Source organism: Sphingomonas sp. Leaf17 (genome assembly GCF_001421505.1).
Classification (GTDB): domain Bacteria; phylum Pseudomonadota; class Alphaproteobacteria; order Sphingomonadales; family Sphingomonadaceae; genus Sphingomonas.
Map to the genome: position 1 here is coordinate 141,845 of NZ_LMKL01000008.1, position 23,193 is coordinate 165,037.

The 23,193-nt window shown below is 66.8% G+C and carries 24 protein-coding genes; 16 read left to right on the forward strand and 8 right to left on the reverse strand.

Going from position 1 to position 23,193, the window contains the following annotated elements; all coding sequences use genetic code 11:
- Positions 1–38 precede the first annotated feature (38 nt).
- The 4 genes from panB to ASE75_RS15560 form a co-directional block, all read right to left on the reverse strand.
- Positions 39–899 carry a 3-methyl-2-oxobutanoate hydroxymethyltransferase gene (panB, locus tag ASE75_RS12760; protein WP_055934147.1) on the reverse strand — a complete coding sequence of 287 codons (861 nt, stop codon included), beginning with the start codon at positions 897–899 and terminating at the stop codon, positions 39–41.
- Between the two features lie 38 nt (positions 900–937).
- On the reverse strand, positions 938–1,369 hold the full coding sequence (locus ASE75_RS12765; protein ID WP_235512725.1) for a hypothetical protein: 432 nt from the start codon (positions 1,367–1,369) through the stop codon (positions 938–940).
- 39 nt (positions 1,370–1,408) lie between these two features.
- The gene (locus tag ASE75_RS12770) at positions 1,409–1,768 is read right to left on the reverse strand and encodes an ArsC family reductase (protein WP_055934536.1); all 360 of its coding nucleotides are present in this window, start codon (positions 1,766–1,768) and stop codon (positions 1,409–1,411) included.
- A gap of 169 nt (positions 1,769–1,937) precedes the next feature.
- Complete coding sequence (locus ASE75_RS15560; protein ID WP_156340451.1) at positions 1,938–2,372, reverse strand: hypothetical protein; 435 nt, start codon at positions 2,370–2,372, stop codon at positions 1,938–1,940.
- A 219-nt stretch (positions 2,373–2,591) separates the two neighbouring features.
- Here ASE75_RS15560 and ASE75_RS12775 point away from each other — a divergent pair, with 219 nt between their 5' ends.
- From ASE75_RS12775 to ASE75_RS12785, 3 genes are all read left to right on the forward strand, one after another.
- Positions 2,592–4,643, forward strand: coding sequence for an NAD(+) synthase (locus ASE75_RS12775; RefSeq protein WP_055934148.1), 2,052 nt, complete (start codon positions 2,592–2,594; stop codon positions 4,641–4,643).
- 35 nt (positions 4,644–4,678) lie between these two features.
- On the forward strand, positions 4,679–5,035 hold the full coding sequence (locus tag ASE75_RS12780; protein WP_055934151.1) for a hypothetical protein: 357 nt from the start codon (positions 4,679–4,681) through the stop codon (positions 5,033–5,035).
- 85 nt (positions 5,036–5,120) lie between these two features.
- Complete coding sequence (locus tag ASE75_RS12785; protein ID WP_055934153.1) at positions 5,121–5,666, forward strand: hypothetical protein; 546 nt, start codon at positions 5,121–5,123, stop codon at positions 5,664–5,666.
- Positions 5,667–5,873: 207 nt separating this feature from the next.
- Here ASE75_RS12785 and ASE75_RS12790 read toward each other — a convergent pair whose 3' ends face one another.
- The 4 genes from ASE75_RS12790 to ASE75_RS12805 form a co-directional block, all read right to left on the reverse strand.
- Positions 5,874–6,542 (reverse strand): DUF1013 domain-containing protein, encoded by a 669-nt coding sequence (locus tag ASE75_RS12790; protein ID WP_055934155.1) that lies wholly within the window; start codon positions 6,540–6,542, stop codon positions 5,874–5,876.
- 147 nt (positions 6,543–6,689) lie between these two features.
- Entirely contained in the window at positions 6,690–7,715 is a 1,026-nt protein-coding gene (locus tag ASE75_RS12795; RefSeq protein ID WP_055934157.1) for a glycosyltransferase family 4 protein, read from the reverse strand.
- A 20-nt stretch (positions 7,716–7,735) separates the two neighbouring features.
- Positions 7,736–8,605 carry a UDP-2,3-diacylglucosamine diphosphatase gene (locus tag ASE75_RS12800; protein ID WP_055934159.1) on the reverse strand — a complete coding sequence of 290 codons (870 nt, stop codon included), beginning with the start codon at positions 8,603–8,605 and terminating at the stop codon, positions 7,736–7,738.
- Between the two features lie 152 nt (positions 8,606–8,757).
- Positions 8,758–9,759 carry an NAD(P)H-quinone oxidoreductase gene (locus ASE75_RS12805; RefSeq protein ID WP_200922364.1) on the reverse strand — a complete coding sequence of 334 codons (1,002 nt, stop codon included), beginning with the start codon at positions 9,757–9,759 and terminating at the stop codon, positions 8,758–8,760.
- Between the two features lie 89 nt (positions 9,760–9,848).
- On the opposite strand from ASE75_RS12805, the gene ASE75_RS12810 reads away from it, so the two are divergent.
- The 13 genes from ASE75_RS12810 (at position 9,849) to ASE75_RS12870 (ending at position 23,102) form a co-directional block, all read left to right on the forward strand.
- A complete protein-coding gene (locus tag ASE75_RS12810) occupies positions 9,849–10,043 on the forward strand; it encodes a DUF1192 domain-containing protein (RefSeq protein ID WP_055934163.1) in 195 nt (64 codons plus the stop codon).
- Between the two features lie 134 nt (positions 10,044–10,177).
- Complete coding sequence (gene clpA, locus ASE75_RS12815) at positions 10,178–12,493, forward strand: ATP-dependent Clp protease ATP-binding subunit ClpA (protein WP_055934165.1); 2,316 nt, start codon at positions 10,178–10,180, stop codon at positions 12,491–12,493.
- A 265-nt stretch (positions 12,494–12,758) separates the two neighbouring features.
- Complete coding sequence (locus ASE75_RS12820; protein WP_162233738.1) at positions 12,759–14,348, forward strand: sensor domain-containing diguanylate cyclase; 1,590 nt, start codon at positions 12,759–12,761, stop codon at positions 14,346–14,348.
- A gap of 60 nt (positions 14,349–14,408) precedes the next feature.
- On the forward strand, positions 14,409–14,612 hold the full coding sequence (locus tag ASE75_RS12825) for a hypothetical protein (protein WP_055934169.1): 204 nt from the start codon (positions 14,409–14,411) through the stop codon (positions 14,610–14,612).
- Between the two features lie 92 nt (positions 14,613–14,704).
- Positions 14,705–14,944 carry an exodeoxyribonuclease VII small subunit gene (locus tag ASE75_RS12830; RefSeq protein WP_055934171.1) on the forward strand — a complete coding sequence of 80 codons (240 nt, stop codon included), beginning with the start codon at positions 14,705–14,707 and terminating at the stop codon, positions 14,942–14,944.
- Between the two features lie 14 nt (positions 14,945–14,958).
- The gene (locus ASE75_RS12835) at positions 14,959–15,849 is read left to right on the forward strand and encodes a polyprenyl synthetase family protein (RefSeq protein ID WP_443025350.1); all 891 of its coding nucleotides are present in this window, start codon (positions 14,959–14,961) and stop codon (positions 15,847–15,849) included.
- Entirely contained in the window at positions 15,846–16,352 is a 507-nt protein-coding gene (gene coaD / locus ASE75_RS12840) for a pantetheine-phosphate adenylyltransferase (protein WP_055934175.1), read from the forward strand. The genes ASE75_RS12835 and coaD overlap by 4 nt, the downstream gene beginning before the upstream one ends.
- A 90-nt stretch (positions 16,353–16,442) precedes the next feature.
- Positions 16,443–17,174, forward strand: a complete 732-nt coding sequence (locus tag ASE75_RS12845; RefSeq protein WP_055934177.1) for a peptidylprolyl isomerase — start codon at positions 16,443–16,445, stop codon at positions 17,172–17,174.
- A gap of 7 nt (positions 17,175–17,181) precedes the next feature.
- A complete protein-coding gene (gene queA / locus ASE75_RS12850) occupies positions 17,182–18,210 on the forward strand; it encodes a tRNA preQ1(34) S-adenosylmethionine ribosyltransferase-isomerase QueA (protein WP_055934179.1) in 1,029 nt (342 codons plus the stop codon).
- Positions 18,207–18,680, forward strand: a complete 474-nt coding sequence (locus tag ASE75_RS12855) for a calcium-binding protein (protein ID WP_055934181.1) — start codon at positions 18,207–18,209, stop codon at positions 18,678–18,680. Before queA ends, ASE75_RS12855 begins: the two co-directional genes overlap by 4 nt.
- 230 nt (positions 18,681–18,910) lie before the next feature.
- Positions 18,911–20,050 carry a tRNA guanosine(34) transglycosylase Tgt gene (tgt, locus tag ASE75_RS12860; RefSeq protein WP_055934183.1) on the forward strand — a complete coding sequence of 380 codons (1,140 nt, stop codon included), beginning with the start codon at positions 18,911–18,913 and terminating at the stop codon, positions 20,048–20,050.
- Positions 20,047–20,250, forward strand: coding sequence for a hypothetical protein (locus tag ASE75_RS12865; RefSeq protein ID WP_156340455.1), 204 nt, complete (start codon positions 20,047–20,049; stop codon positions 20,248–20,250). The genes tgt and ASE75_RS12865 overlap by 4 nt, the downstream gene beginning before the upstream one ends.
- 50 nt (positions 20,251–20,300) lie before the next feature.
- Entirely contained in the window at positions 20,301–23,102 is a 2,802-nt protein-coding gene (locus ASE75_RS12870; RefSeq protein ID WP_235512727.1) for a M16 family metallopeptidase, read from the forward strand.
- Positions 23,103–23,193 lie beyond the last annotated feature (91 nt).

The window sequence follows — 23,193 nt, forward strand, 5'->3', positions numbered from 1 at the left end:
CAGACCTTAGCCGTGTCCGCTGCGAAACGAAAGCCGCATCACGGGCGCGGCTGGTACACCTGATCCGCGCCCGGAAAGCTGCGCGACCGCACGTCGTCGGCATAGGTCTGCGCCGCGCGCGAGATATGCCCGGCCATGTCGTCGAATTTCTTCACGAATTTCGCCGTCCGCTCGAACAGGCCCAGCATGTCCTCGGCGACCAGCACCTGCCCGTCGCACTGCGCCGACGCGCCGATGCCGATCGTCGGGCAGGCCACGGCTTGCGTGATGGCGATCGCGATCGGTTCAACCACGCCCTCGATCACGATGGCGAACGCGCCTGCCTCGGCAATCGCGACCGCATCGGCGACGATCTTGTCCGCCTCCGCCTGGGTCCGCCCGCGTGCGCCGTATCCGCCCAGCATGTTCACCGCCTGCGGGGTCAGCCCGACATGACCCATCACCGGGATCCCGCGTTCGGACAGGAAGCGCACGGTCGACGCCATCGCGGCCCCGCCCTCCAGCTTCACCGCCGCGGCCCCCGTCTGCTTCATCAGCCAGGCCGCGCTCTCGAACGCCTTTTCCGGGCTGCCCTCATAACTGCCGAACGGCATGTCGATGACCACCACCGCATGGTGGCTGCCGCGCACCACCGCCGCGCCGTGCGCCGCCATCATGTCCAGCGTCACTGGGACCGTCGACGGCAGACCATAGATCACCTGCCCCAGGCTGTCGCCGACCAGCAGCATGTCGCAATGCGGATCCAGCAGCTGCGCGGTCCGCACGGTATAGGCGGTCAGCATGACCAGCGGGGTCGTGCCCTTCTGCCGCCGGATCGCAGGGATCGTCAGCCGCTTCATCGGCGCGGATACGGGCGTAGCGCGGCTGGTCGCCGCATCGATCGTGAAGGTCGTGGACATGGGGAAGCGTCCTAACGGCGGAAACGCGTGCCGTCGATTCAGCCGATCCAGCGCCGCCGCCGGGCATACCCCGCCAGCCACCAGCCGAAGATGGCGATACCCAGGATCACCGCCGGAAAGATCGCGGTCCCCACCCCCTTCACCGCAAGGATGTCCGTCGTCGCGAACAGCCAGCCGAACTGCACCGCCACGCCCAAGCTCGACAGCGCAAACAAGGGCCGCGCCAACACCGACCGCCCCAGCAAGGCTGCCGCCCCCAGCACGCCGCACCCGACCGCCACCGCATAGACCGCATTATACCAGACCGGCAGCGCATCGTAGAGCGCCCGGTCATAGGCGCTAGGCGACCCCATCGCCCCGGCCCCCAGCCGGAATTGCTGGATACAGGCAAAACACCCCGCCAGCCCCCACACCAGCAACGCCACCGCCACCACCCGAAACCACACCGGCCCGCGCATCGTGTCCGTCATGCCATCCTCCCCCGGTTCACCGGCAGCAGGATGCGCCCCTCACCCGCCCGACGCCAGCCCCCCCGCGCCATAGATTTCCGGCTTGAACCCGACGAGCAGCGTATCCCCCGCCTCCAGCACCGGCCGCTTGATCGCCGAAGGATTGGCCAGCATCAGCGCCACCGCACGGTCCCCGTCCAGATCCTGCCTGTCCGCCTCCGGCAGCTTCCGAAACGTCGTCCCCGCCCGGTTCAGCAGCACCTCCCACCCCAACCGATCAACCCAGCCCTTGAGCTTGCCCTCATCGACCCCGGCGGTCTTGTAGTCGTGAAAGCTATACGCGACCCCTGCCGCATCCAGCCAAGCCCGTGCCTTCTTCACCGTGTCGCAATTGCGGATGCCGTAGAGGGTGATGGTCATTGTCGTCTCCAGCGATGGAACCATTGTCATAGCGGCCTCGGAAGCGCGATCGAGTGCAGATCATTGAATGATCGAACTGAACGCAGAGACCAACCCGAACACACGCCGCAGAGCTGATGCGATCGCCGCCCGCCACTCCTCCGTTGATGCAAAGCCTGAAAAGGTTACATCAAACTTGCGCACTAGTTTTAGGTCGCAAGCGCCCGAGAAGATCCAGCACCTTAACTCGCCGGCCGGGTATTCCTGCATAGTCCGTGGCGGTGCGGCGACCGCTGCCATCCGTGATCGTCACTGTGAAGTGGTGGTCCAAAGCATCGGACCAAAACCGCACTTTCGCTTCTGCGAGGTCGGCGATTGATCCACCGGCTTTCGAGCAAAGGTGAGCTAATGCGGTTGGATACAGCGCAACCGATTTCACGAGCGATACCGATGGTTTACCCTCGATGACGACGCCCCGTAGAAAGTCGACCGTGATAGCGCGCTCGGGGGAGCGCTGTGCGTCGCCATAAACGTCCATCTCGTAGTGGCCGATCAGTATTCCAATGCCGCTTCCAAGGGAGTCGGCGACATTGTGAACGATTGACCGTAGCGCGGTATGTTTCATGACGTCAGGCTATAACGCCTCTTGCCCGCTTTCCATGACTTTCAGCGCCCATCACGATGCGAGATTCAATATGCCTGCATCGGCCGACAATGCCGGAAAGCTAACCCTGCTATTGATGCACAAAACGCATCTATCACGATACCACTGTCAGCAAAATCCAGCTCCTACACCAAAACCCCAAGCTGGCGAACCCCGCCGCCACCAGCTAGACCACACCGCATGGACACCGCCCAGCGCTTCACCGCGATCCACGCCCATGGCTTCGTCCGCGTCGCCGCCGCCACACCGGTCGCGAGCACGGGTGACACCACCGCCAACGCCGCCGCGACGATCGCACTCGCAAAGGACGCAGCGGCCCGAGGCGTCGACCTGCTGGTCTTCCCCGAACTCAACCTGACGTCCTACGCGATCGACGACCTGCACCTGCAAACCGCGCAGATCGCCGCGACCGAAGCGGCCCTGCGCGACGTGGTCGAGGCCAGCAAAACCCTCCCCACCATCCTGCTGGTCGGCGCGGCCCTGCTCCGCAACGGCCGCCTCTACAATTGCGCGGTCGCCATCGCGCGCGGCAGCATACTCGGCGTCGTGCCGAAAACCTTCCTGCCCAACTACCGCGAATATTACGAAAAACGCTGGTTCGCCTCCGGAGCGGGCCTCACCGGCCTGACCATCGCCGTCGCGGGCCAGAGCGCGCCGTTCGGCACCGACCTGATCTTCGCCGCAAGCGACCTGCCGCATTTCGTCTTCCACGCCGAAATCTGCGAGGATTACTGGGCCGCCACCCCGCCCTCGACCATGGGCGCACTCGCGGGTGCGACGATCTGCTGCAACCTGTCGGCGTCGAACATCGTCATCGGCAAGGCGCGCGAACGGATGATGCTCGCCGCCGCCCAGTCGGCGCGCGCGACCTGCGCCTATGTCTATTCCGCCGCCGGGCCGGGCGAGAGCACCACCGACCTCGCCTGGGACGGGCAGGGCTTCGTCTACGAACTCGGCGACCTGCTGGTCGAATCGCCGCGCTTCGCCACGACGGCCGGCATGGTCGTGGCCGATGTCGACGGCGAGCGCATCGTGCAGGAACGCCTGCGGAACGGCACCTTCAACGACGCCGCTGCCTTTGCCTGCCACCCCGAAACCCGATTCCGCCGCATCGCCTTCGACCACGCCCCGGCACTCGCCGACCACGGACTTGAACGCAAGCTCGCCCGCTTCCCCTTCGTCCCCGACGCCCCCGCCCGCCGCGACGAGGATTGCTACGAGGCCTTCAACATCCAGGTCGAGGCGCTGGCCAAGCGGCTCCAGGCGTCGGGCACCAGACGCCTCGTCATCGGCGTGTCGGGCGGCCTCGATTCCACCCACGCGCTGATCGTCGCGGCCAAGGCGTTCGACCGGCTGAAACGCCCCCGCACCGACATCCTTGGCTTTACCATGCCCGGTTTCGCGACCAGCGACAGCACCAAGAGCAACGCCTGGGCGCTGATGCGCGCGCTGGGCATCAGCGCGGACGAGATCGACATCCGTCCCGCCGCGCGCCAGTTGCTGACCGATATCGGCCACCCCTTCGCCGATGGCGAGCCGGTCTACGACATCACCTTCGAAAATGTGCAGGCGGGCCTGCGCACCGATTACCTGTTCCGCCTCGCCAACCAGCGCGAGGGGCTGGTGCTCGGCACCGGCGACCTGTCCGAACTGGCGCTCGGCTGGTGCACCTACGGCGTCGGCGACCAGATGAGCCATTACGCCGTCAACGCCGGCGTGCCGAAGACGCTGATCCAGTTCCTCATCCGCTGGTGCATCCGGACCGACCAGTATGACCCGGCGACGGATGCGGTGCTGACCGCGATCCTGAACACCGAAATCTCGCCCGAGCTGGTCCCCGCAGACGCCGGCGGCGCGATCCAGAGTACCGAGAGCATTATCGGGCCATACGCGCTGAACGACTTCTTCGCGCATTACGTCATCCGCCACGGTCTTGCGCCCTCGAAGATCGCGTTCCTCGCACTCCATGCGTGGCGCGACATCGACGCTGGCTCATGGCCGCACGACTTTCCGGAAGGGTCGCGCGCCGCTTATGATCTTCCCACGATCAGGCACTGGCTGGCCAGGTTCCTCCACCGGTTCTTCACCACCAGCCAGTTCAAGCGGTCGGCGATCCCCAACGGCCCCAAGGTGTCGGGCGGTGGCGCGCTGTCGCCACGCGGCGACTGGCGCGCGCCATCCGACGGCCACGCGCGATTGTGGCTGGAGGAACTGAACCGCAACGTACCCTGATGCGTTTGCCGCCCATCACCCGACGGAGACGCGCCATGAAGCTTGCCGCCCTTGCCCTCACCGCCACCTGCGCCCTCACCCTGTCCGCCTGCGGTCAGGATCCGGTCCGGAACACGACAGCCGCGCCCACCGTGCCGGCCGGCCCCGACCGGATCCAGTCCGAGATCGCCGCGATGAACGACGGCCAGCGCAACGGCGTCCTGTTCCGCGCGATCAGCGACGCCGGCCAGAAATGCCAGGGCATCGACACCTCCGCACGTCAGGAGGACCGCGACGGGCAGCCCACCTGGGTCGCCAAATGCGTCGCCGGCGACAGCTGGCTGGTCGCGATCGGCCCCGGCGGCAATGCCAAGGTCACCGGTCCGGTTGCCCCGGCCAAGACGGCGGGCTGATCGACCCCGGTGACACCCGGCGCCTAAATGGTCGCGCGGTCGTCCGACACCCTTGGCCGATTATCCTCTCACCCTCGATCCCGGCATGGCCAACGCCTTGCGCGCGCGCCGCAAGCATCAGCTTCGGATCGCGTTGGACAGTGCGGCCGGCCGGTGCCGGCCCGGCAACCGCATCCTGTTGCGGGAGGCGTGGGTGGCAGGGCGAACCCGGCAAGGCCGCGACCATCATTGCGCGGTCAGACAGGCGGAGTTCGCGGTTTTCGCCGATGGCTGGCGGCAGTATGACGATGGTCGGGGGCGTCAGGGCCACCCACCGGCCTTGCGCGGTCACCCATGGGTATCGGCGGCGCTCCTGCCGCGCTGGGCGCACCGCACGGCCCTGATCGTCCAGACCGTACGACATCAGCACCTGCAGGACATGACGACCGACGATTTTCGGGCAGAGGGGATAAGGCCCGTGTTTGGCGGCTGGCGCTGGTGCCTGCCGAAACCGCTCCCCGGTTGGCACCCCACCGCCGCAGCCGCATTCGCCGCCTATTGGGACACCACCCACGCCGCACCCGGCACACGCTGGGCCGACAATCCTCGCATCCTCGTCCTCAATGTCAGCGTGGCGAAGGCGCGGGGTTGACACCAGTCGTCGATCACATCCGCACGTTCCATCCCGGCGTACCCCGGAATCCAGCGCCAGAGATGCCGTAGCGCATCACCCTGAATCCCGGATCAAATCCGGGGTGGCGGCCGCTCCAGCCGACCCGCCATATCGGCACCACAAACCGGACACAAAAAAGGGCGGACCTGATGGCCCACCCTTCATGCCTGTTTACCGGTACCTGGTTCAGCGCTTGAACGGATCGTCGAACAGCGGCTTGGGTGCCGCCTCGCCGCCCTGCTCGGCCAGATCGTGCGCGGCCTGACGCTCGGCGCGCAGCTGGCCGATCAGCGCCTCGCGGTCACCCTCAAGCCGCGTGTCGGTCGGGGCCTCGATACCGGCCGCCTTGGCCGCCTTGCCGACCGCCGCGTCCAGCTCGCGCTGCGTGGTCAGGCCCAGCGTCACGGGATCCTTCGGCGTGATGTTGGCGATGTTCCAGTGGCTGCGGTCGCGGATCGCGGCGATCGTCGTGCGCGTGGTGCCGATCAGGTTGCTGATCGCGCCATCGGTGATCTCGGGGTGATTGCGGATGATCCACGCAATGCCATCCGGCTTGTCCTGGCGCTTGGACACCGGCGTGTAGCGCGGCCCCTTGGTCCGGCGCACCTGCTCCGGCCCCTTGATCATCTTCAGGCGATAATCGGGATCGGCCGACCCCTTGTCGATCTCCTCCTGCGTCACCTCATGCGTCCGCACCGGATCGCGCCCGGTCAGCTTGGTCGCGGCGGTATCGTCGGCGATCGCCTGCACTTCAAGGATGTGCAGCCCGCAGAAATCGGCAATCTGCTCGAAACTGAGCGCGGTGTTGTCGACCATCCAGGACGCGGTCGCATGGGGCATGAGCGGCTGGGCCACGGGGCAAACTCCGTCTGAAATAGAAAGGGCCGCCCCTTACCGGAGCGGCCGCGCAATCGTCACGATCTAGTCGTTGCGGGCGTCTCAGGCAACCCGCCCCGTTATCGGGGGCCGATTGCCTGAAAGCGACCGGCCCCCGGCCAGGGGCTACGCCGCCATCGCCAGCCGCCGCGCGGGCACCAGCGCCTCGGCGAACTGCCGCGCGCTCTCGGCCCAGGTGAAGCGCAGCGCATAGACCCGGCAGGCGATCCGCCGCCGGGTAAGCGCCCGTTCGATCGCCACGTCCAGATCCGCGTCCATCGCCCCGACCTCGGGCGTCAGCACATCGACCGGCCCGGCGACCGGATAGGCCGCGACCGGCGTCCCGCAGGCCAGCGCCTCGATCATCACCAGCCCGAACGTGTCGGTGCGGCTGGGAAAGACCAGCACGTCCGCCGCCGCATAGGCCGCCGCCAGATCCGCGCCCGTCTTGACCCCCAGAAAGATCGCAGCCGGAAAGCGTCGCTCCAGATCGGCCCGTGCCGGTCCGTCGCCGATGACGACCTTCGTCCCCGGGACACGGCTTTCCAGAAACGCCGCGACATTCTTCTCGATCGCGATCCGCCCGACATACAGCTGCACCGGCCCCCGCTCCCGCATCGCCCGGATGACGGGATCGGCCTTCACCGCGCCGAACAGCGACAGGTCGACGCCGCGCCCCCACGGCCGCACCTGATCCAGCCCGTGCGCACCAAGCGTCGCCGCGACCGACGGCGTCGAGGCCAGGATCGCGCGCGCCGGGGCATGGAACCAGCGGATATATTTCCACACCAGCTCCGCATTCACGCCGGTCCGCTTGGCGACGTAATCGGGAAACTGGGTGTGATAGGCGGTGGTGAACGGCAGCCCCTGCGCCAGGCACCAGCGCCGCACCGCCAGGCACAACGGCCCCTCGGTCGCCAGGTGGATCGCATCGGGTGCGAACGCCGCGATCGTCTCGCCGACCGTTGCCGATCGCGGAAAGGCCAGCCGGATTTCCGGGTAGGTCGGGCAGGGCCACGACCGGAACCGGTCGGGCGCGATCACCAATACCGTGTGCCCCGCGGCCTCCAGTTCGTCGCGCACCGACTGCAATGTCCGCACCACCCCGTTCACCTGCGGCGACCACGCATCGGTGGCAATGACGATCCGCATCGGTGCCCCGCGCAAGCCGCTCATGCCGCCACCGCGATCGGCAGGACGGCCGCATTGGTGGCCCGGGCCGCGACGATATCGGCCCAGTGCAGCAATTCCATCCGCCCATCGAAATGCTCGACCAGCGCGTTGCCGCCCTCGACCCAGTCGCCATCGTTATAATAGTCGATATCGCCGATCGTCCGCATCTCGGCGGTGTGGATGTGCCCGCACACCACCCCATCGACCCCGCGTGCGCCCGCCGCCTGCGCGACCACCTCCTCGAATTGCGAGATGAAGGCGACGGCGTTCTTGACCTTCGCCTTGGCATGCTTGGACAGCGACCAATAGGGCAGCTTCAGCAAGCGCCGACCCGCGTTCATCCAGCGGTTGGCCGCCATCAGCACGGTGTAGGCAATGTCCCCGACATGCGCGAGCCAGCGGTGGGCCAGCGTGATCGCGTCGAACTCGTCACCGTGCAGCACCAGCAGGCGGCGACCGTCCGCCGTCTCGTGGATCGCGGTGCGCCGGATCGAGATGCCGCCGAAATCGAGTCCCGAAAACTGCCGGAACACCTCGTCATGGTTGCCCGGAATATACACGACGCGCGTACCGCGCTTGGCCCGCTTCAACAGTCGCCAGACCACGTCGTTGTGTGCGGCGGGCCAGAAGAACTTCTTCTTCAACCGCCACCCGTCGATGATGTCGCCGACCAGATACAGCGTCTCGCTGTCGACATGGTCGAGAAAGTCGATCAGCAACCCGGCATTGCACCCGCGCGTGCCCAGATGGACGTCGCTGATCCAGATCGTCCGGTACCGCGTCCGCTCGACCGGTCGTTCAGGGATCGTCGGCCTCGAATTGGCGAAATCGGCCAGGTGCGCGACATCGGCGATCTTCACGGCATGCATCGGCAGTCCCCCGGAACAGCATCCTCGTGTCCGGTCATGCCCGCCGATTGTGACGTCCGCATCGCGGCGAGGTTACGGTTCGGGGACGGTGGAGGTATTTGGCCGCCCCAAACCACCGTCAGCCTCGCGAAGGCGAGGATCCCGCTCCCCTCTCACCCCATCGTCAGCACGATCTTGCCGACATGGTCGCCCGCCTCCATCCGCCGGTGTGCGTCGGCCGCCTGCGCCAGCGGGAACGTCCGGTCCATCACCGGGCGCAGCCGTCCGCTTTCGACATGCGGCCACACCGTGCGCGCCAGTTCGTCGGCGACCAGCGCCTTGAACGCCGAGTCGCGCGGGCGCAGCGTCGATCCGGTCAGGGTCAGCCGCCGGCGCATGATGTCGAAGATCGGGATCGTCGCTTCCGCCCCGCGCTGCACCGCGATCGAGACGTGTCGACCGTCCTCGGCCAGGCACTGGAGGTTGCGCGGCAGATAATCGCCGCCGACCATGTCGAGCACCGCGGCGACGCCCTTGCCGCCGGTGATCGCCTTCACCGATTCGACAAAATCCTGCGTCTTGTAATTGATCGCGTGCGTCGCCCCCAGCCGCAGCGCCTCGGCACATTTGTCGGCAGACCCGGCGGTGACGATGATCGTGATGCCGAAGATCCGGCACAGCGAAATCGCCATCGTGCCGATGCCGCTGGTCCCGCCATGCACCAGCACGGTGTCGCCCTCGGTCGCATAGGCGCGCTCGAACAAATTGGTCCACACGGTGAACAGAGTCTCCGGGATCGCCGCCGCCTCGACCATCGACAGGCCGTGCGGCACCGGCAGGCACTGGCCCGCGTCGACCGCGACATATTCGGCATAGCCACCGCCCGCCAGCAGCGCGCAGACCGGCTGGCCGATCTGTTCGTCGCCGACACCCTCGCCGACCGCGACGATCGTGCCCGCCACCTCAAGCCCCGGAATCGACGGCGCGCCCGGCGGTGGCGCATAGCCGCCTTTGCGCTGCAACACGTCCGGCCGGTTGACGCCGGCGGCGGCGATGCGGATCAGCACTTCGCCGGCGCGCGGTGTCGGCACCGGGCGCTCGACGGGAACCAGAACCTCAGAGCCGCCCGGCGAATCGGGATCAATTGCCAGCATCGTGTCCGGAATAGCCGTCATCGCGTATCGCCCCTTGCATCCGGCCAACCCCCTGCCCGGACTCGCCGCCTTATTGACATCGTCTCCCGCCCGGTCAACGCTGCATCGCAATGGATCCGGATGACGCCCCCTCCCGTCCGAACGATGCGCTGGCCCTGCTGGTGCGGCAGGACCTCGATCCGCTCTCGGTCGCCGAGCTTGAAGCGCGGATCGCGGCGCTGTCCACCGAGATCGCCCGGACCCGCGCAAAAATTGAACACGCCGTTAACCATCGCGCAAGCGCCGATGCGTTATTCCGGCGTTGAGACCCTCGGACCCCATCACGCGTTCGCCCAGTAACGCTGGTGGCCAAGTTCAAGTGCTTGATGCGCGGATCGCGGCTCCCGACATAGGGATCACGGCCCGGACATCGGATCGCGGCCCGGATGGAGTATCGTAAATGCCGTCTTTCGCCCCCGCTCTCGAAACGACGCTGCACAAGGCGCTCGAAGCCGCCTCCTCGCGCCGTCACGAATATGCGACGCTGGAGCATCTCCTGCTCGCGCTGATCGACGACGAGCACGCGTCGAAGGTGATGACGGCGTGCAAGGTCGACCTTGGCGACCTGAAACAGACCGTCAGCCATTACCTCGATACCGAACTCGACGCGCTGAAGGTCGATGCCGCCACCGACCCCTCGCCGACCAGCGGGTTCCAGCGCGTCGTGCAGCGCGCGATCCTCCACGTCCAGTCCTCGGGCCGCGACGAGGTGACCGGCGCGAACGTGCTGGTCGCCCTGTTCAGCGAGCGCGAGAGCTACGCCGTCTATTTCCTGCAACAGCAGGACATGAGCCGCCTCGATGCGGTCAGCTTCATCAGTCACGGCGTCGGCAAGGGCGGCGCCGCGCCCGAACCCCGCGAGGTGAAGGGCATGGAAGACGAGAAGCCGACAAAACCCGGCGACAAGAAGGGCGAAAGCGCGCTCAAGCAGTTCACCGTCGACCTCAATGAAAAGGCCAAGGCCGGCAAGGTCGATCCGCTGATCGGTCGCGGACCCGAAGTCGATCGCACGATCCAGATCCTGTGCCGCCGGTCGAAGAACAACCCGCTCTATGTCGGCGATCCCGGCGTCGGCAAAACCGCGATCGCCGAAGGTCTGGCACGCAAGATCGTCGAGGGCGATGTGCCCGACGTCCTGAAGCCCGCGATCATCTATTCGCTCGACATGGGCGCGCTGCTGGCCGGCACACGCTATCGCGGCGATTTCGAGGAGCGACTGAAGGCGGTCGTCAGCGAACTGGAAAAGCTGCCCGACGCGGTGCTGTTCATCGACGAGATCCACACCGTCATCGGGGCCGGTGCCACCAGCGGCGGCGCGATGGACGCGTCGAACCTGCTGAAGCCCGCGCTGTCGGGCGGGTCGATCCGCTGCATCGGCTCGACCACCTACAAAGAATTCCGTAACCACTTCGAAAAGGACCGCGCGCTGCTGCGCCGGTTCCAGAAGATCGACGTCAACGAGCCGACGATCGAGGACACGATCAAGATCCTCGCCGGCCTGCGGAGCGCGTTCGAGGATCACCACAACGTCAAATACACCCCCGACGCGATCAAGTCGGCGGTCGAACTCAGCGCACGCTACATCAACGACCGCAAGCTGCCCGACAAGGCGATCGACGTGATCGACGAGGTCGGCGCGATGCAGATGCTGGTGCCGCTCGCCAAGCGCAAGAAGACGATCACCCCCAAGGAGATCGAGCAGGTCATCGCGACGATGGCGCGTATCCCGCCAAAGTCGGTATCGACCGACGACAAGCTTGCGCTCGCCACGCTCGAAACCGATCTGAAGCGCGTCGTGTTCGGCCAGAATGCGGCGATCGAAAAGCTGTCGTCGGCGATCAAGCTGGCGCGAGCTGGCCTGCGTGAGCCGGAAAAGCCGATCGGCAACTATCTGTTCACCGGCCCCACCGGCGTCGGCAAGACCGAAGTCGCCAAGCAGCTTGCGACGATCATGGGCATCCCACTTCAGCGGTTCGACATGTCCGAATATATGGAGCGTCACTCGGTCAGCCGGCTGATCGGTGCACCTCCGGGTTATATCGGGTTCGACCAGGGTGGCCTGCTGACCGATGCGATCGACCAGAATCCGCATTGCGTGCTGCTGCTCGACGAAATCGAGAAGGCGCATCCCGACCTGTTCAACATCCTTTTGCAGGTCATGGACAACGGCCGCCTGACCGATCAGCACGGCAAGTCGGTCGACTTCCGCAACGTCATCCTTATCATGACGACCAATGCGGGCGCGTCCGACATGGCGCGCGAGACGGTCGGTTTCGGCAGCCTGACCCGCGAGGGCGAGGACGAGCAGGCGGTGCAGAAGATGTTCACGCCGGAGTTCCGCAACCGCCTCGATGCGATCGTGCCGTTCGGCTACCTGCCGACGACCGTCGTCGCGCGGGTGGTGGACAAGTTCATCCTCCAGCTCGAACTGCAACTTGCCGACCGCAGCGTGCACATCCAGCTCGACGATGCCGCCAAGGCGTGGCTGACCGAGAAGGGCTATGACAAGCTGTACGGTGCGCGCCCGATGGGCCGCCTGATCCAGGAAAAGATCAAGCAGCCGCTTGCCGAGGAACTTCTGTTCGGCAAGCTGGTCCATGGCGGTGAGGTCCATGTCCACATGAAGGACGGCGTGCTGGCGTTCGAAATCACATCGGCCGCGCCGAAGAAGCCGCGCAAGAAGGGCGGCAAGGTCGAGATCGAAAAGGCCGACTGACACGGCCCCGTCCAACGACCGAAACGTTGACCGACCAACACCTCCAATGACGGAGCAGCCCCACGCTGCTCCGTTTTTTTTGGATTCGCTCAGGGTTTTCCACCCCGGCCATGCCTGCGTGTTTACGGTTACTTGGTAACCGCTGATCTACACCCCGGCCATGCCGCCGAGCCGCCCCTACCTCCATGTCCTGTCGTTGCTGGCATTACTGGCATGTCTTGTGTGGACGGGGCGAGCCGAGGCCTTCACGACCACCCAATCGTCATTGAAACTCTGCATCGCACCGGTGCGCGCGGGCGACACCGCCTCCGCGATGCTTGCCCGTCCCACCCGGTTCGATTGCACGACACCACATCATCAATTCGGCCCGGGCGATTTCTGGGCCGTGACGGCAACGACCGGGTTCCCCAAGTCCGACGATCATGCCCGGTCGGTGGCGCGCTTCGCCAGCCTTTGGCAGGACCGCGTGACGCTCTACGCGCTTTATGCCGACGGCCGGATCCTCGACTTCACTTTCAATGGGACCGGGGCCAGTCGTCACCTTCGCATCGGGGCGATGATCGAACAGGATCTGCCCGAACGGGCCGTCCCCGTTGTCCGCCTGCTGTGGCGGGTCGACGGATCCGCCAATATTCGCGGCATCGTCAATCGCGCCGCGCTGGAAACGCCCAACACCGCGATCACCAACGACATCCTGGCAACGGTCGTCTACGCCGGCTTTGCCGGATTGTGTCTTGCCCTGCTGGTTTACAATTTTGCCTTGTGGGTCACGTTGCGGCATCGGTTCCAGCTCGCCTATTGCGCGATGATCGTCAGCCTGCTGGTCTACGCCTTCTCCTCGTCCGGCCTGTTTGCCTATGCCTTCCCCGACATCGCCAACAACCACCGGATTCGTATCAACTACGCGATGCTGTCGGTCTGCGGTGCCTCCGCGCTGTTGTTCGCGCGGTATTTCTTCGAGGACCGTGTTTTCGACGGCTGGCTGAAACGCGCCAGCTACGCCGTCGTCGCCGTGTTGCTGGCCACGGGTGCCGCCTTCGTCATCCTGGCGCCCTGGCATATCGCGCAGCTGGACCTGATGTTCAGCATCGCCTTCGTGGCGGAGCTGGTCATGGTCGTCTGCGTCCTCTGGCGGGCGTGGCGTCAGCGCAGCGACTTCCTCTGGGTATTCGCCATTGGCTGGGCGACACCCGTCATCTTCGCCTGCCTGCGCACCGCCAACAGCTTTCATCTGATCGGCTCGGGCTTCTGGCTCGACAATTCGACCCTGATCGCGATGAGCCTGGAGGCGCTGTTGTCCAGCGTCGCCATCGCCTATCGCGTCCACCTGCTGTGCCGCGAACGCGACGACAGCCGGCTGCGCGAACTGGCCGCGCAATTGCTGGCTGATACCGATCCATTGACCGGCCTGCGCAATCGTCGCTCGTTCCTGCAGGCGATCGGCACCCGTGCCGGCGACCAGCAGCTGATGATCGCCGATGTGGATCATTTCAAACAGATCAACGAGACGATCGGCCATGACGGGGGGGACGACGTGCTGCGCGCGGTCGCCAGCGCGTTGCGCACCGCCTGCCCGGCCGACGCGCTGATCGCAAGGATTGGCGGCGAGGAGTTCGCCATCGTCGTCGCGGCCGGAGCACCGGTCACGCCGAACGCGGTTCTCGAAACCCTGCGCCGCGAACCGATGCCGTACGACCTGACGGTTACCGCCAGCATCGGCCACTGCACGGGGCCGCTCGACACCGAAAGCGACTGGAAGCGGATGTATCGCTGTGCCGACAAGGCGCTGTTCGCCGCCAAGGCCGCCGGTCGCGACCGCGTGCGCGGCCATGTCACCATGTCCCGCGTCGCCTGATCGCGGTTGCCGGACCACACGACCCGCGCTACCGTTGCTCATCTCGGGGGAGTTTTGACGATGTCGCGCGATGGTCGAAGGCTGATGGCGGCGGCGATGCTTCTTGCGGTGATCGCGCTGGCCGCACGCCATCCGACGGCTGACATCCGCCTGCTGACGCATGAGGCGACCGATCCGTCGCCCCACCGGCTGCAGGCGGCGTTCGACTTCGGCGTGGTCGGCATCTCGATCGTCTATACCTGGACCGTCCGGCAACTGCGCTGATCCCGCCCCTGTTGCGATGACGGACGACGGAAAACGTGCCCGACGCCGTGGCATCCTTGACCCCCGTCCCGCCCGTGGGCCATAGCGGCGTCATGGACCTGCCTATCGAAGAGCTGTCGTTCGAGGACGCGCTGAAGGAACTCGAGCGGATCGTGATGCGGCTGGAAAGCGGCGACGCGACGCTCGACGAATCGATCCACCTCTACGAGCGCGGTGACCGCCTGCGCCAGCGCTGCGCCGAACGGCTCGACGCGGCCCAGGCCCGGATCGAGGCGATCCGGCTCGACACCGAAGGCCGGCCGGCCGGCACCCGCCCGTTCACGGCGGCATAGCACCGATGGCACTCATGGGCGTTTCGCTGCGCAAGGCGCTGACCGACGTGTCGGGGGAGATCGACCGGCGGTTCGACACGCTGCTCGCCGTCCCCGACGACGCGCGCGCCGATCTGTACCGCGCGATGCGCCATGCCGCGATCGGCGGCGGCAAGCGTCTGCGCCCCCTGCTGGTCTTCGCCACCGCCAACCTGTTCGCGGTCGACCGCGACTGCGCCGCCCGCGTGGCGATGGCGATCGAGGCGATCCACGTATACTCGCTGATCCACGACGATCTGCCGGCGATGGACGATGACGACATGCGTCGTGGCAAGCCGACCGTGCACAAGGTCTATGGCGAGGCTGCGGCGATCCTTGCCGGCGACTGCCTGCATGCCTTGGCGTTCGAGGTGCTGGCCGACCCCGCCACCCATCCCGACCCGTTCGTCCGCGCCGAACTCATCCTCGACCTCGCGCACGCCTCGGGGCCGTCGGGCATGGCCGGCGGCCAGATGATGGATCTGGAGGCGGAAAAATCGACCTTCGACCTGTCCACCGTCACCCGGTTGCAGGCGATGAAGACCGGCGCGCTGATCTCCGCCAGCGTCGAGGCCGGGGCGATTCTCGGTCGTGTGCCGGTGGAGGGGCGCACGGGCCTGCGCGGTTATGCCCGCGATCTGGGCCTCGCCTTCCAGATCGCCGACGACCTGCTCGATGCCGAGGGCGACGAGGCCCTGGCCGGCAAGAAGCTGCGCAAGGACGCCGGTGCCGGCAAGGAAACCTTCCTGTCGCTGCTGGGAGCGGAGCGCGCGCGCGAACAGGCGCGGATGCTGGTCGATCAGGCGGTGCAGCACCTACACACCTATGGCAGCGAGGCCGACCTGCTGCGCGCCATCGCCCGCTTCGTGCTGGAGCGCGACCGGTGAGCGTCCGCATCGGCGTCTATCCCGGCACCTTCGACCCCATCACGCTCGGCCACATGGACATCATCCGGCGCGGGGCCAAGCTGGTTGACCGGCTGGTCGTCGGCGTCACCACCAACGCCTCGAAATCGCCGATGTTCTCGCTGGAGGAGCGCATGGCGACCGTCCGGCGCGAGGTCGCCGACATCGGCGGCGACATCCATGTCGTCAGCTTCGACTCGCTGCTGATGGACTTTGCCGAGCGCGAGGGGGCCAGGGTCATCATCCGGGGTCTGCGCGCGGTTGCCGATTTCGAATATGAATATCAGATGGCCGGCATGAACCAGCAGATCAATCCGCGGGTCGAAACCGTATTCCTGATGGCCGACGTCGCGTTGCAGCCGATCGCCTCGCGCCTGGTCAAGGAAATCGCGATGTTCGGCGGCGAGATCGGCAAGTTCGTGACCCCCGCCGTCCGCACCGAAATGATCGACCGCGTGACCGTCATCGGCCGCAAGGGTAGCTGACCGCCCGCCGTTTCGGGCCACCCATGTTCAGATTGGCGCAACACGCGATATGGTCTAAGTCGCGGCGCGTCCCCATTCGTAGGAAACTCGATGCGTCTGCTTACCGGTATCGCCGCGCTGCTCGGGTGCTTCATCGCCCTGCCCGCGGCCGCTCAGACAAAGCCCGCGGTCACTCAGACCAAACCAGAATATACCGTTGCCGGCCGGGCTACGCCGCCGCTTACGACCGACACCCAGAACCTGCTGCTGCTCGACCTGTCGACCGGCGGCCGGGTCACCATCTGGCTGCGTCCCGATGTCGCGCCCAAGATGGTCGAGCGGGTCAAGACGCTGACGCGCCAGCATTTCTATGACGGCCTGCTGTTCCACCGCGTCATAGACGGCTTCATGGCCCAGGGCGGCGACCCCAAGGGCGACGGCACGGGCGGCTCTCCGCTGCCCGACCTGCCCGCCGAGTTCAACTACCTGCCGCACGTTCGCGGTGCGGTATCGGCGGCGCGGTCGGACAAGGAGGACAGCGCGAACAGCCAGTTCTTCATCGTGTTCCAGCCGCGTCTGGCGCTCGACAAGAAATACACCGTGTTCGGCCGGGTGATCGACGGCATGCAATATGTCGACGCGATCGAGCGGGGCGAGCCGCCCGCGAACCCCAGCCGCATCGTCCACGCCTATATCGCCGCCGATAATCCGCCGGCCTATGCCGCCGGTCCCATGGTCGCCCCGCCGACCGCGCTTGGCCCTCCGGTCACGCTGCCCGGCACCGGTGACGCGGCGTTGCCCAAGCTCGCGCCGAAGGCCAAGACGGCACCACGACGCAAGTAATCGGCCAGTGAACGTCGACCTTTTCGATTTCGCCCTGCCGCCCGAACGGATCGCGCTGCGCCCGGCATCGCCGCGCGATTCGGCGCGGATGCTCGTGCTCGACGTGCCGGACGGCACGCGCGATGCCCGCGTGTCCGACCTGCCCGCGATGCTGAAGGCCGGCGACCTGCTGGTCTTCAACGACACCCGTGTCATCCCCGCCCAGCTTGAGGGCCAGCGCGGCGCGGCGCGGATCGGCGCCACCCTGCACAAGCGCGAGGGGCCACGCCGCTGGCGCGCCTTCATCCGCAACGGCAAGAAACTGCGCGAGGGGCAGGACATCCACTTCGCCGCCGACGTCGTGGCCACCGCCAGCGACCGGGCGGAGGATGGCAGCTTCGCGCTGACCTTCGCCGGTGAGGAGCCGGTCGAACTGCTGCTGGACCGCGCCGGCACCATGCCGCTGCCGCCCTATATCGCGGCCAAGCGCGGAACGGATGCGCGCGACGCCGACGATTACCAGACGATGTTCGCCGCCGAACCCGGCGCGGTCGCCGCCCCCACCGCCGCGCTGCATTTCACGCCCGACCTGATGGCCGCGCTCGACGCCGCCGGCATGAGCCACGCCACGCTGACGCTGCACGTCGGCGCTGGCACCTTCCTGCCGGTCAAGGCGACCGACACCGACGACCACCGGATGCATGCCGAGTGGGGTCGCATCGACACCGCCACCGCCCAACGCCTGAACGCCACCCGCGCCGCCGGCGGCCGGGTCATCGCGGTCGGCACGACCTCGCTGCGCACCATCGAGAGCGCGACCGGCGAGGACGGTATCGTCCAGCCGTTCGAGGGCGACACCGCGATCTTCATCACGCCGGGCTACCGGTTTCGCGGCATCGACGGGCTGATGACCAACTTCCACCTGCCGCGCTCCACCCTGTTCATGCTGGTATCGGCGCTGATGGGCCGCGAGCGGATGCAGGCGGCCTATGCCCACGCCATCGCCACCAACTACCGCTTTTACAGCTATGGCGATGCGTCGCTGCTGCTGCCATGATCGCGGTCCCCGCCCTGATCGCGACCCTGATCGCGGCACAGACCACGCCGCTCGTCGCCCCGACCGCGCGCGCGCAGCCGCCCGCCACCATCCTCGCCGAACCGGCCGCGCTGTTCATCGCCGGCTGCGATGCCGATGGCGATGCCCGCGTCACCCGCGCCGAACTGACCGCCTGCATCGCCAAGGCCCATGCCACCGCCGATGGCGCGGCGGCGGGCACGGTCGGCTACATCGCCTTCGCCGACTGGGCGCAGCGCTGGCTGGGCGATCGCAACGCCCTGCCCGGCCCCTATGAGGTTGATACCAACGGCGACAACCGCATCGCCCTGCCCGAGCTTCAGGCCGCCTTCGCCCGCTATTTCATCCGTTACGATATCGACAAAGACGGCATCGTGACCCGCGCCGAACTGGTGACGCTGCGATCCGCGCCGCCGATGCTGGACGACGGCAAGCGCGGCAGGAAACGATAACGCCCGCAAGGTTTTCGCTACCAAAGTTGGAAATCCCGCGGCAGACCAGAGGCCATGTCGAACCCCGCCGCCACGACCGGAACGTCCCGTCTGGACGGCTCGCGCGTCACGAAGTTGAGGGACTGACGGGCAACGTCCACGAACACCAACATCCTCCACTTCGCCTGCAAGAACCCCGGGCAATCCGCCCTTTTCCGCACCCGCCCGACTCGCACCGACCCAGGACCGCCATGACCCGCTTTTCCTTCACCATCGCCGCCACCGACGGCAAGGCGCGCACCGGTGCCATCACCATGCGGCGCGGCACCATCCGCACGCCGGCCTTCATGCCCGTCGGCACGGCCGCCACGGTGAAGGCGATGAAGCCCGCCGATGTCGCCGCGTCCGGGGCCGACATCCTGCTTGGCAACACCTATCACCTGATGCTGCGCCCCGGCGCGGAGCGGATGGCTCGGCTCGGCGGGCTGCACGGCTTCATGGGCTGGAACAAGCCGATCCTGACCGATTCCGGCGGCTATCAGGTCATGAGTCTGGCCGATCTGACCAAGCGGTCGGAGGAAGGCGTGTCGTTCAAGAGCCACCTCGACGGATCGCGCCACCTGCTGTCGCCCGAACGCTCGATGGAAATTCAGCGGCTGCTGGGTTCCGACATCGTCATGGCCTTCGACGAACTCGTTCCGACGACGTCGACGCCCGAGGTTCAGGCCGCCGCGATGGAACGCTCGATGCGCTGGGCAAGACGCAGCCGCGACGGCTTCGACAGCGGCGGCGCGCATGCCGAGGGCGCGGCCCTGTTCGGGATCCAGCAGGGCGCGCTGGACGAGGGACTTCGCAAATCGAGCGCCGACGCGCTGATCGACATCGGTTTCGACGGCTATGCGGTCGGTGGCCTCGCGGTCGGCGAGGGTCAGGCGGCGATGTTCGGCTGTCTCGACTTCGCGCCCGATCAGTTGCCCGCCGACAAGCCACGCTACCTGATGGGTGTCGGCAAGCCCGACGATATCGTCGGCGCGGTCGAACGCGGCATCGACATGTTCGATTGCGTCATGCCGACCCGGTCCGGTCGCACCGGTCAGGCGTTCACGCGCACCGGCCCGATCAACATCCGCAACGCGAAGTTTGCCGAGGATCAGGGGCCGCTCGATCCCGCCTGCCCTTGCCCCGTCTGCGCGACGTGGAGCCGCGCCTACCTGCATCATCTGGTCCGTGCCGGCGAGATTTTGGGCGCAATGCTGATGACGGAACATAATATCTGGTTCTATGAAACGTTGATGGCCGATCTGCGCGCCGCGATTGCCGAGGGTCGATTGACGGCCTTCGCCAATGACTTCCGGCGGTTGTATGCGTCGGCAAAAGGAGAGACTGCGTGACCGATGTGACCGAAGACGCCCCGAACGAGATTCTCGCCGCCGCCCGTGCCGCCAAGGCGCAGAGCGAAGCCGCCGCCAAGGCCCTGTCGGAAAAGGCGGGCCACTGGCCGATCGGCAAGATCGGACTTGGCGTCGGCATCGGTTCCGCCGCCGTCGCCGCCGCCGTGCTGTACGCCAACCGTAGCCGCCCCAAGAAGTAAGGACGACCATGCGCCTCCTCCGCTCAGCCCTGATGCTTGGAGGCGCACTGGTGGCGCTTCCCGCCGCCGCCCAGACCGCCCCCCGCCCGGCCGCCCCTGCCGCCGCCACCGCGATCACGCCGATCGCCTTTACCGAACGGACCCTGCCCAACGGCCTGCGCGTCTACGCGATCCGCGACACCGCGACCCCGAACGTGGCGATCCAGGTCTGGTACGACGTCGGCGGCAAGGATGATCCCAAGGGCAAGTCGGGCTTTGCCCACATGTTCGAACATCTGATGTTCAAGGCGACCCGCAATCTGGTGCCGGAGCAGATGGACCGGCTGACCGAGGATGTCGGCGGCTACAACAACGCCTCTACCGGCGACGACTATACCAATTATTACGAGGTCGTGCCCGCCAACCACCTGCAACGCCTGCTGTTTGCCGAGGCGGACCGGATGCGCAGCCTGGTGGTCGAACCGACCAGCTTCGCCTCCGAACGCGACGTGGTGAAGGAGGAATTGCGCCAGAGCGTCCTCGCCCGCCCGTATGGCAAGCTGTTCTCGGTCTACGAACCGGCGGTCGGCTACTCGGTTCACCCCTACGCACGCGGCGTGATCGGCAGCATCGACAATCTGGAAGCCGCCAGCATCGACGACGTCCGTGCCTTCCACGCGACCTATTACCGACCCGACAATGCCGTGCTGGTCGTATCGGGCAATTTCGACCCCGCCCAGCTCGATCGCTGGATCGACCAGTATTTCGCGCCGATCACCCGGCCCGACACCGCCATTCCGCGCGTCACGGTGACGGAGCCGGCCCGCACGAAGGCGGTGCGCTACACGGTGTATGAACCGAACACCCCACTGCCCGCCATCATGGTCAGCTATCACCTGCCGCCCGATCGCAATGCCGACATTCCCGCGCTGACGGTGCTGAACACCATCCTGTCGACCGGTGAAAGCTCGCGGCTGTACGAGACGCTGGTCTATCGCGACCAGCTGGCCCAGTCGGCGGACTCGTCGTTCGACACCAGGCAGGCAACCGGCAATCTGGTCGCCTATGCCATTCTGGCCGGCGGCAAATCGGCCAATGACGGCGAAGCCGCGTTGAAGCGGGAAATCGCCCGCTTCCGCGACACCCCCGTCAGCGCCAGCGAATTGTCTGAGGCGAAGAACGAACTGCTGACCGCGGCGATCAAGGGCCGTGAGACGGCGGAGGGCAAGGCGCGCGAGATCGCCTCGTCCGTGCTGATCGACGGCGATCCCCGCGCCGGCGAGCGTCAGTTGGCGGCGATCGCGCGGGTGACCGCGGCCGATGTGCAACGCGTCGCACGAACATATCTGAACGAGGCCCAGTCGGCGACGATCCTGTATCTGCCCGAGGACTCAAAGCCGAAGACCGCGACCGGCGACACCATCACGACCGCTCCCACCGTCCGCGTCGCCGATCTGGTGCCCCCGCGCGATATCGCGATCGTCAGGCCCGCTTCCGCCGCAGAACGGGTTGCACCACCGGCCCCTGCCGCCGCTCCCGTCTCGGCAATCCCGAACGCGGCCGAAACCACGCTTGCCAATGGTATGCGGCTGGTCGTGGTGGAGCGCCATACCCAGCCCTTGGTAACCGCAACGCTGGTCGCGACCGGTGGCGCGGCAACCGATCCGGCCGATCGTGCCGGGGCCAGCGCCCTGGCGGCGGACCTGATGGCAAAGGGAACGAAGACCCGGTCGGCGACCGACATCGCCCGCCAGATGGAATCGCTTGGCAGTTCGCTGGAAACCGGCATGGACCGCGACGGTGGCGCGATCGGCGTGACGGTGCGTCCGGACGCATTGCCGGCGGCGATGGGCATCGTGGCCGACGTCGCGATCAACCCCGCCTTTGCCGATGCCGAAATCGAGCGCGCCCGCGCACAGGCGATCGACGCCAATAGCGTCATGATGAAGAATCCAGCCCAGCTGGCCGCCGTGGTCGCCTCGCGCGCCGTGTTCGGCACCCAGCCCTATGGCGCACCGCTGGCCGGCACACCGGCATCGCTGAAGGCCATGACCCGGCAGGATCTGGTCAATGCCTATGCGCGGACCTGGACGCCGTCCCAGACCACGCTGGTGATGGTCGGCGACATCGACGTCGCCACCGCGAAGCAAGTTGCCGAAACCAGCTTCGGGGCATGGCGAGCCACGGGGAAAGCCGTTGCGGCTCCCCGGGCGCAGCCGGCGCCCGCTCCCCGTGTCGTCGTCGTCGATCTGCCGGGATCGGGTCAGGCGGGTGTCGTGGTGGCCCGCTCCGGCATCGCGCGGTCGGATCCCCGTTATTACCCGCTGGCCGTGGCCAACGGTGCCTTGGGCGGCGGCTTCTCCTCGCGGCTCAATCAGGAAATCCGGATCAAGCGCGGCCTTGCCTATGGGGCCGGCAGCAGCATCCAGGCGCGGCGACAGCCCGGTCTGGTTTCGGCCCGGACGCAGACCAAGAACGTGACCGCGCCCGAAGTCGTCGGCCTGATCGTCGACGAAATGCGCAAGATGGGAACGGCACCGGCGGCGACCGCCGAACTCGACGCGCGCAAGGCCGTGCTGGTCGGTGGGTTCGGTCGCGAGATCGAGACGACCGCCGGCCTGGCCAATGTGATCGGCGACTATGTGGTGGAGGCCGTACCACTGGGCGAGCTGCAGCGTTATACCGCGTCCGTTGCCGCGGTGCAGGCAGCAGACGTCCAGGCGGCATCGGCCGCGCTGCTTGACCCCCGGCCCGCCAGCATCGTCATCGTCGGCGATGCGAAGCAGTTCATCGAGCCTCTGCGCAAGACCTATCCGACCGTGGAGGTCATTCCCGCCGACGCCGTAAAACTCGACAGTGCCGCCCTGCGCTGAACATCCCATGATCCAGTTCGGGACACCGGGAACACGGTAGCGGTTTTCTCATCCTCAATGATGTAAGCGCCTCACCAACTCGGGAGTGAAC

Bases quoted from the DNA above. Each gene is read 5' to 3' on its own strand.
- panB (WP_055934147.1), bottom strand. From the start codon at position 899: ATGTCCACGACCTTCACGATCGATGCGGCGACCAGCCGCGCTACGCCC.
- ASE75_RS12765 (WP_235512725.1), bottom strand. From the start codon at position 1,369: ATGACGGACACGATGCGCGGGCCGGTGTGGTTTCGGGTGGTGGCGGTG.
- ASE75_RS12770 (WP_055934536.1), bottom strand. From the start codon at position 1,768: ATGACCATCACCCTCTACGGCATCCGCAATTGCGACACGGTGAAGAAG.
- ASE75_RS15560 (WP_156340451.1), bottom strand. From the start codon at position 2,372: ATGAAACATACCGCGCTACGGTCAATCGTTCACAATGTCGCCGACTCC.
- ASE75_RS12775 (WP_055934148.1), top strand. From the start codon at position 2,592: ATGGACACCGCCCAGCGCTTCACCGCGATCCACGCCCATGGCTTCGTC.
- ASE75_RS12780 (WP_055934151.1), top strand. From the start codon at position 4,679: ATGAAGCTTGCCGCCCTTGCCCTCACCGCCACCTGCGCCCTCACCCTG.
- ASE75_RS12785 (WP_055934153.1), top strand. From the start codon at position 5,121: ATGGCCAACGCCTTGCGCGCGCGCCGCAAGCATCAGCTTCGGATCGCG.
- ASE75_RS12795 (WP_055934157.1), bottom strand. From the start codon at position 7,715: ATGCGGATCGTCATTGCCACCGATGCGTGGTCGCCGCAGGTGAACGGG.
- ASE75_RS12800 (WP_055934159.1), bottom strand. From the start codon at position 8,605: ATGCATGCCGTGAAGATCGCCGATGTCGCGCACCTGGCCGATTTCGCC.
- ASE75_RS12805 (WP_200922364.1), bottom strand. From the start codon at position 9,759: ATGACGGCTATTCCGGACACGATGCTGGCAATTGATCCCGATTCGCCG.
- ASE75_RS12810 (WP_055934163.1), top strand. From the start codon at position 9,849: ATGGATCCGGATGACGCCCCCTCCCGTCCGAACGATGCGCTGGCCCTG.
- clpA (WP_055934165.1), top strand. From the start codon at position 10,178: ATGCCGTCTTTCGCCCCCGCTCTCGAAACGACGCTGCACAAGGCGCTC.
- ASE75_RS12825 (WP_055934169.1), top strand. From the start codon at position 14,409: ATGTCGCGCGATGGTCGAAGGCTGATGGCGGCGGCGATGCTTCTTGCG.
- ASE75_RS12830 (WP_055934171.1), top strand. From the start codon at position 14,705: ATGGACCTGCCTATCGAAGAGCTGTCGTTCGAGGACGCGCTGAAGGAA.
- ASE75_RS12835 (WP_443025350.1), top strand. From the start codon at position 14,959: ATGGGCGTTTCGCTGCGCAAGGCGCTGACCGACGTGTCGGGGGAGATC.
- ASE75_RS12845 (WP_055934177.1), top strand. From the start codon at position 16,443: ATGCGTCTGCTTACCGGTATCGCCGCGCTGCTCGGGTGCTTCATCGCC.
- ASE75_RS12855 (WP_055934181.1), top strand. From the start codon at position 18,207: ATGATCGCGGTCCCCGCCCTGATCGCGACCCTGATCGCGGCACAGACC.
- tgt (WP_055934183.1), top strand. From the start codon at position 18,911: ATGACCCGCTTTTCCTTCACCATCGCCGCCACCGACGGCAAGGCGCGC.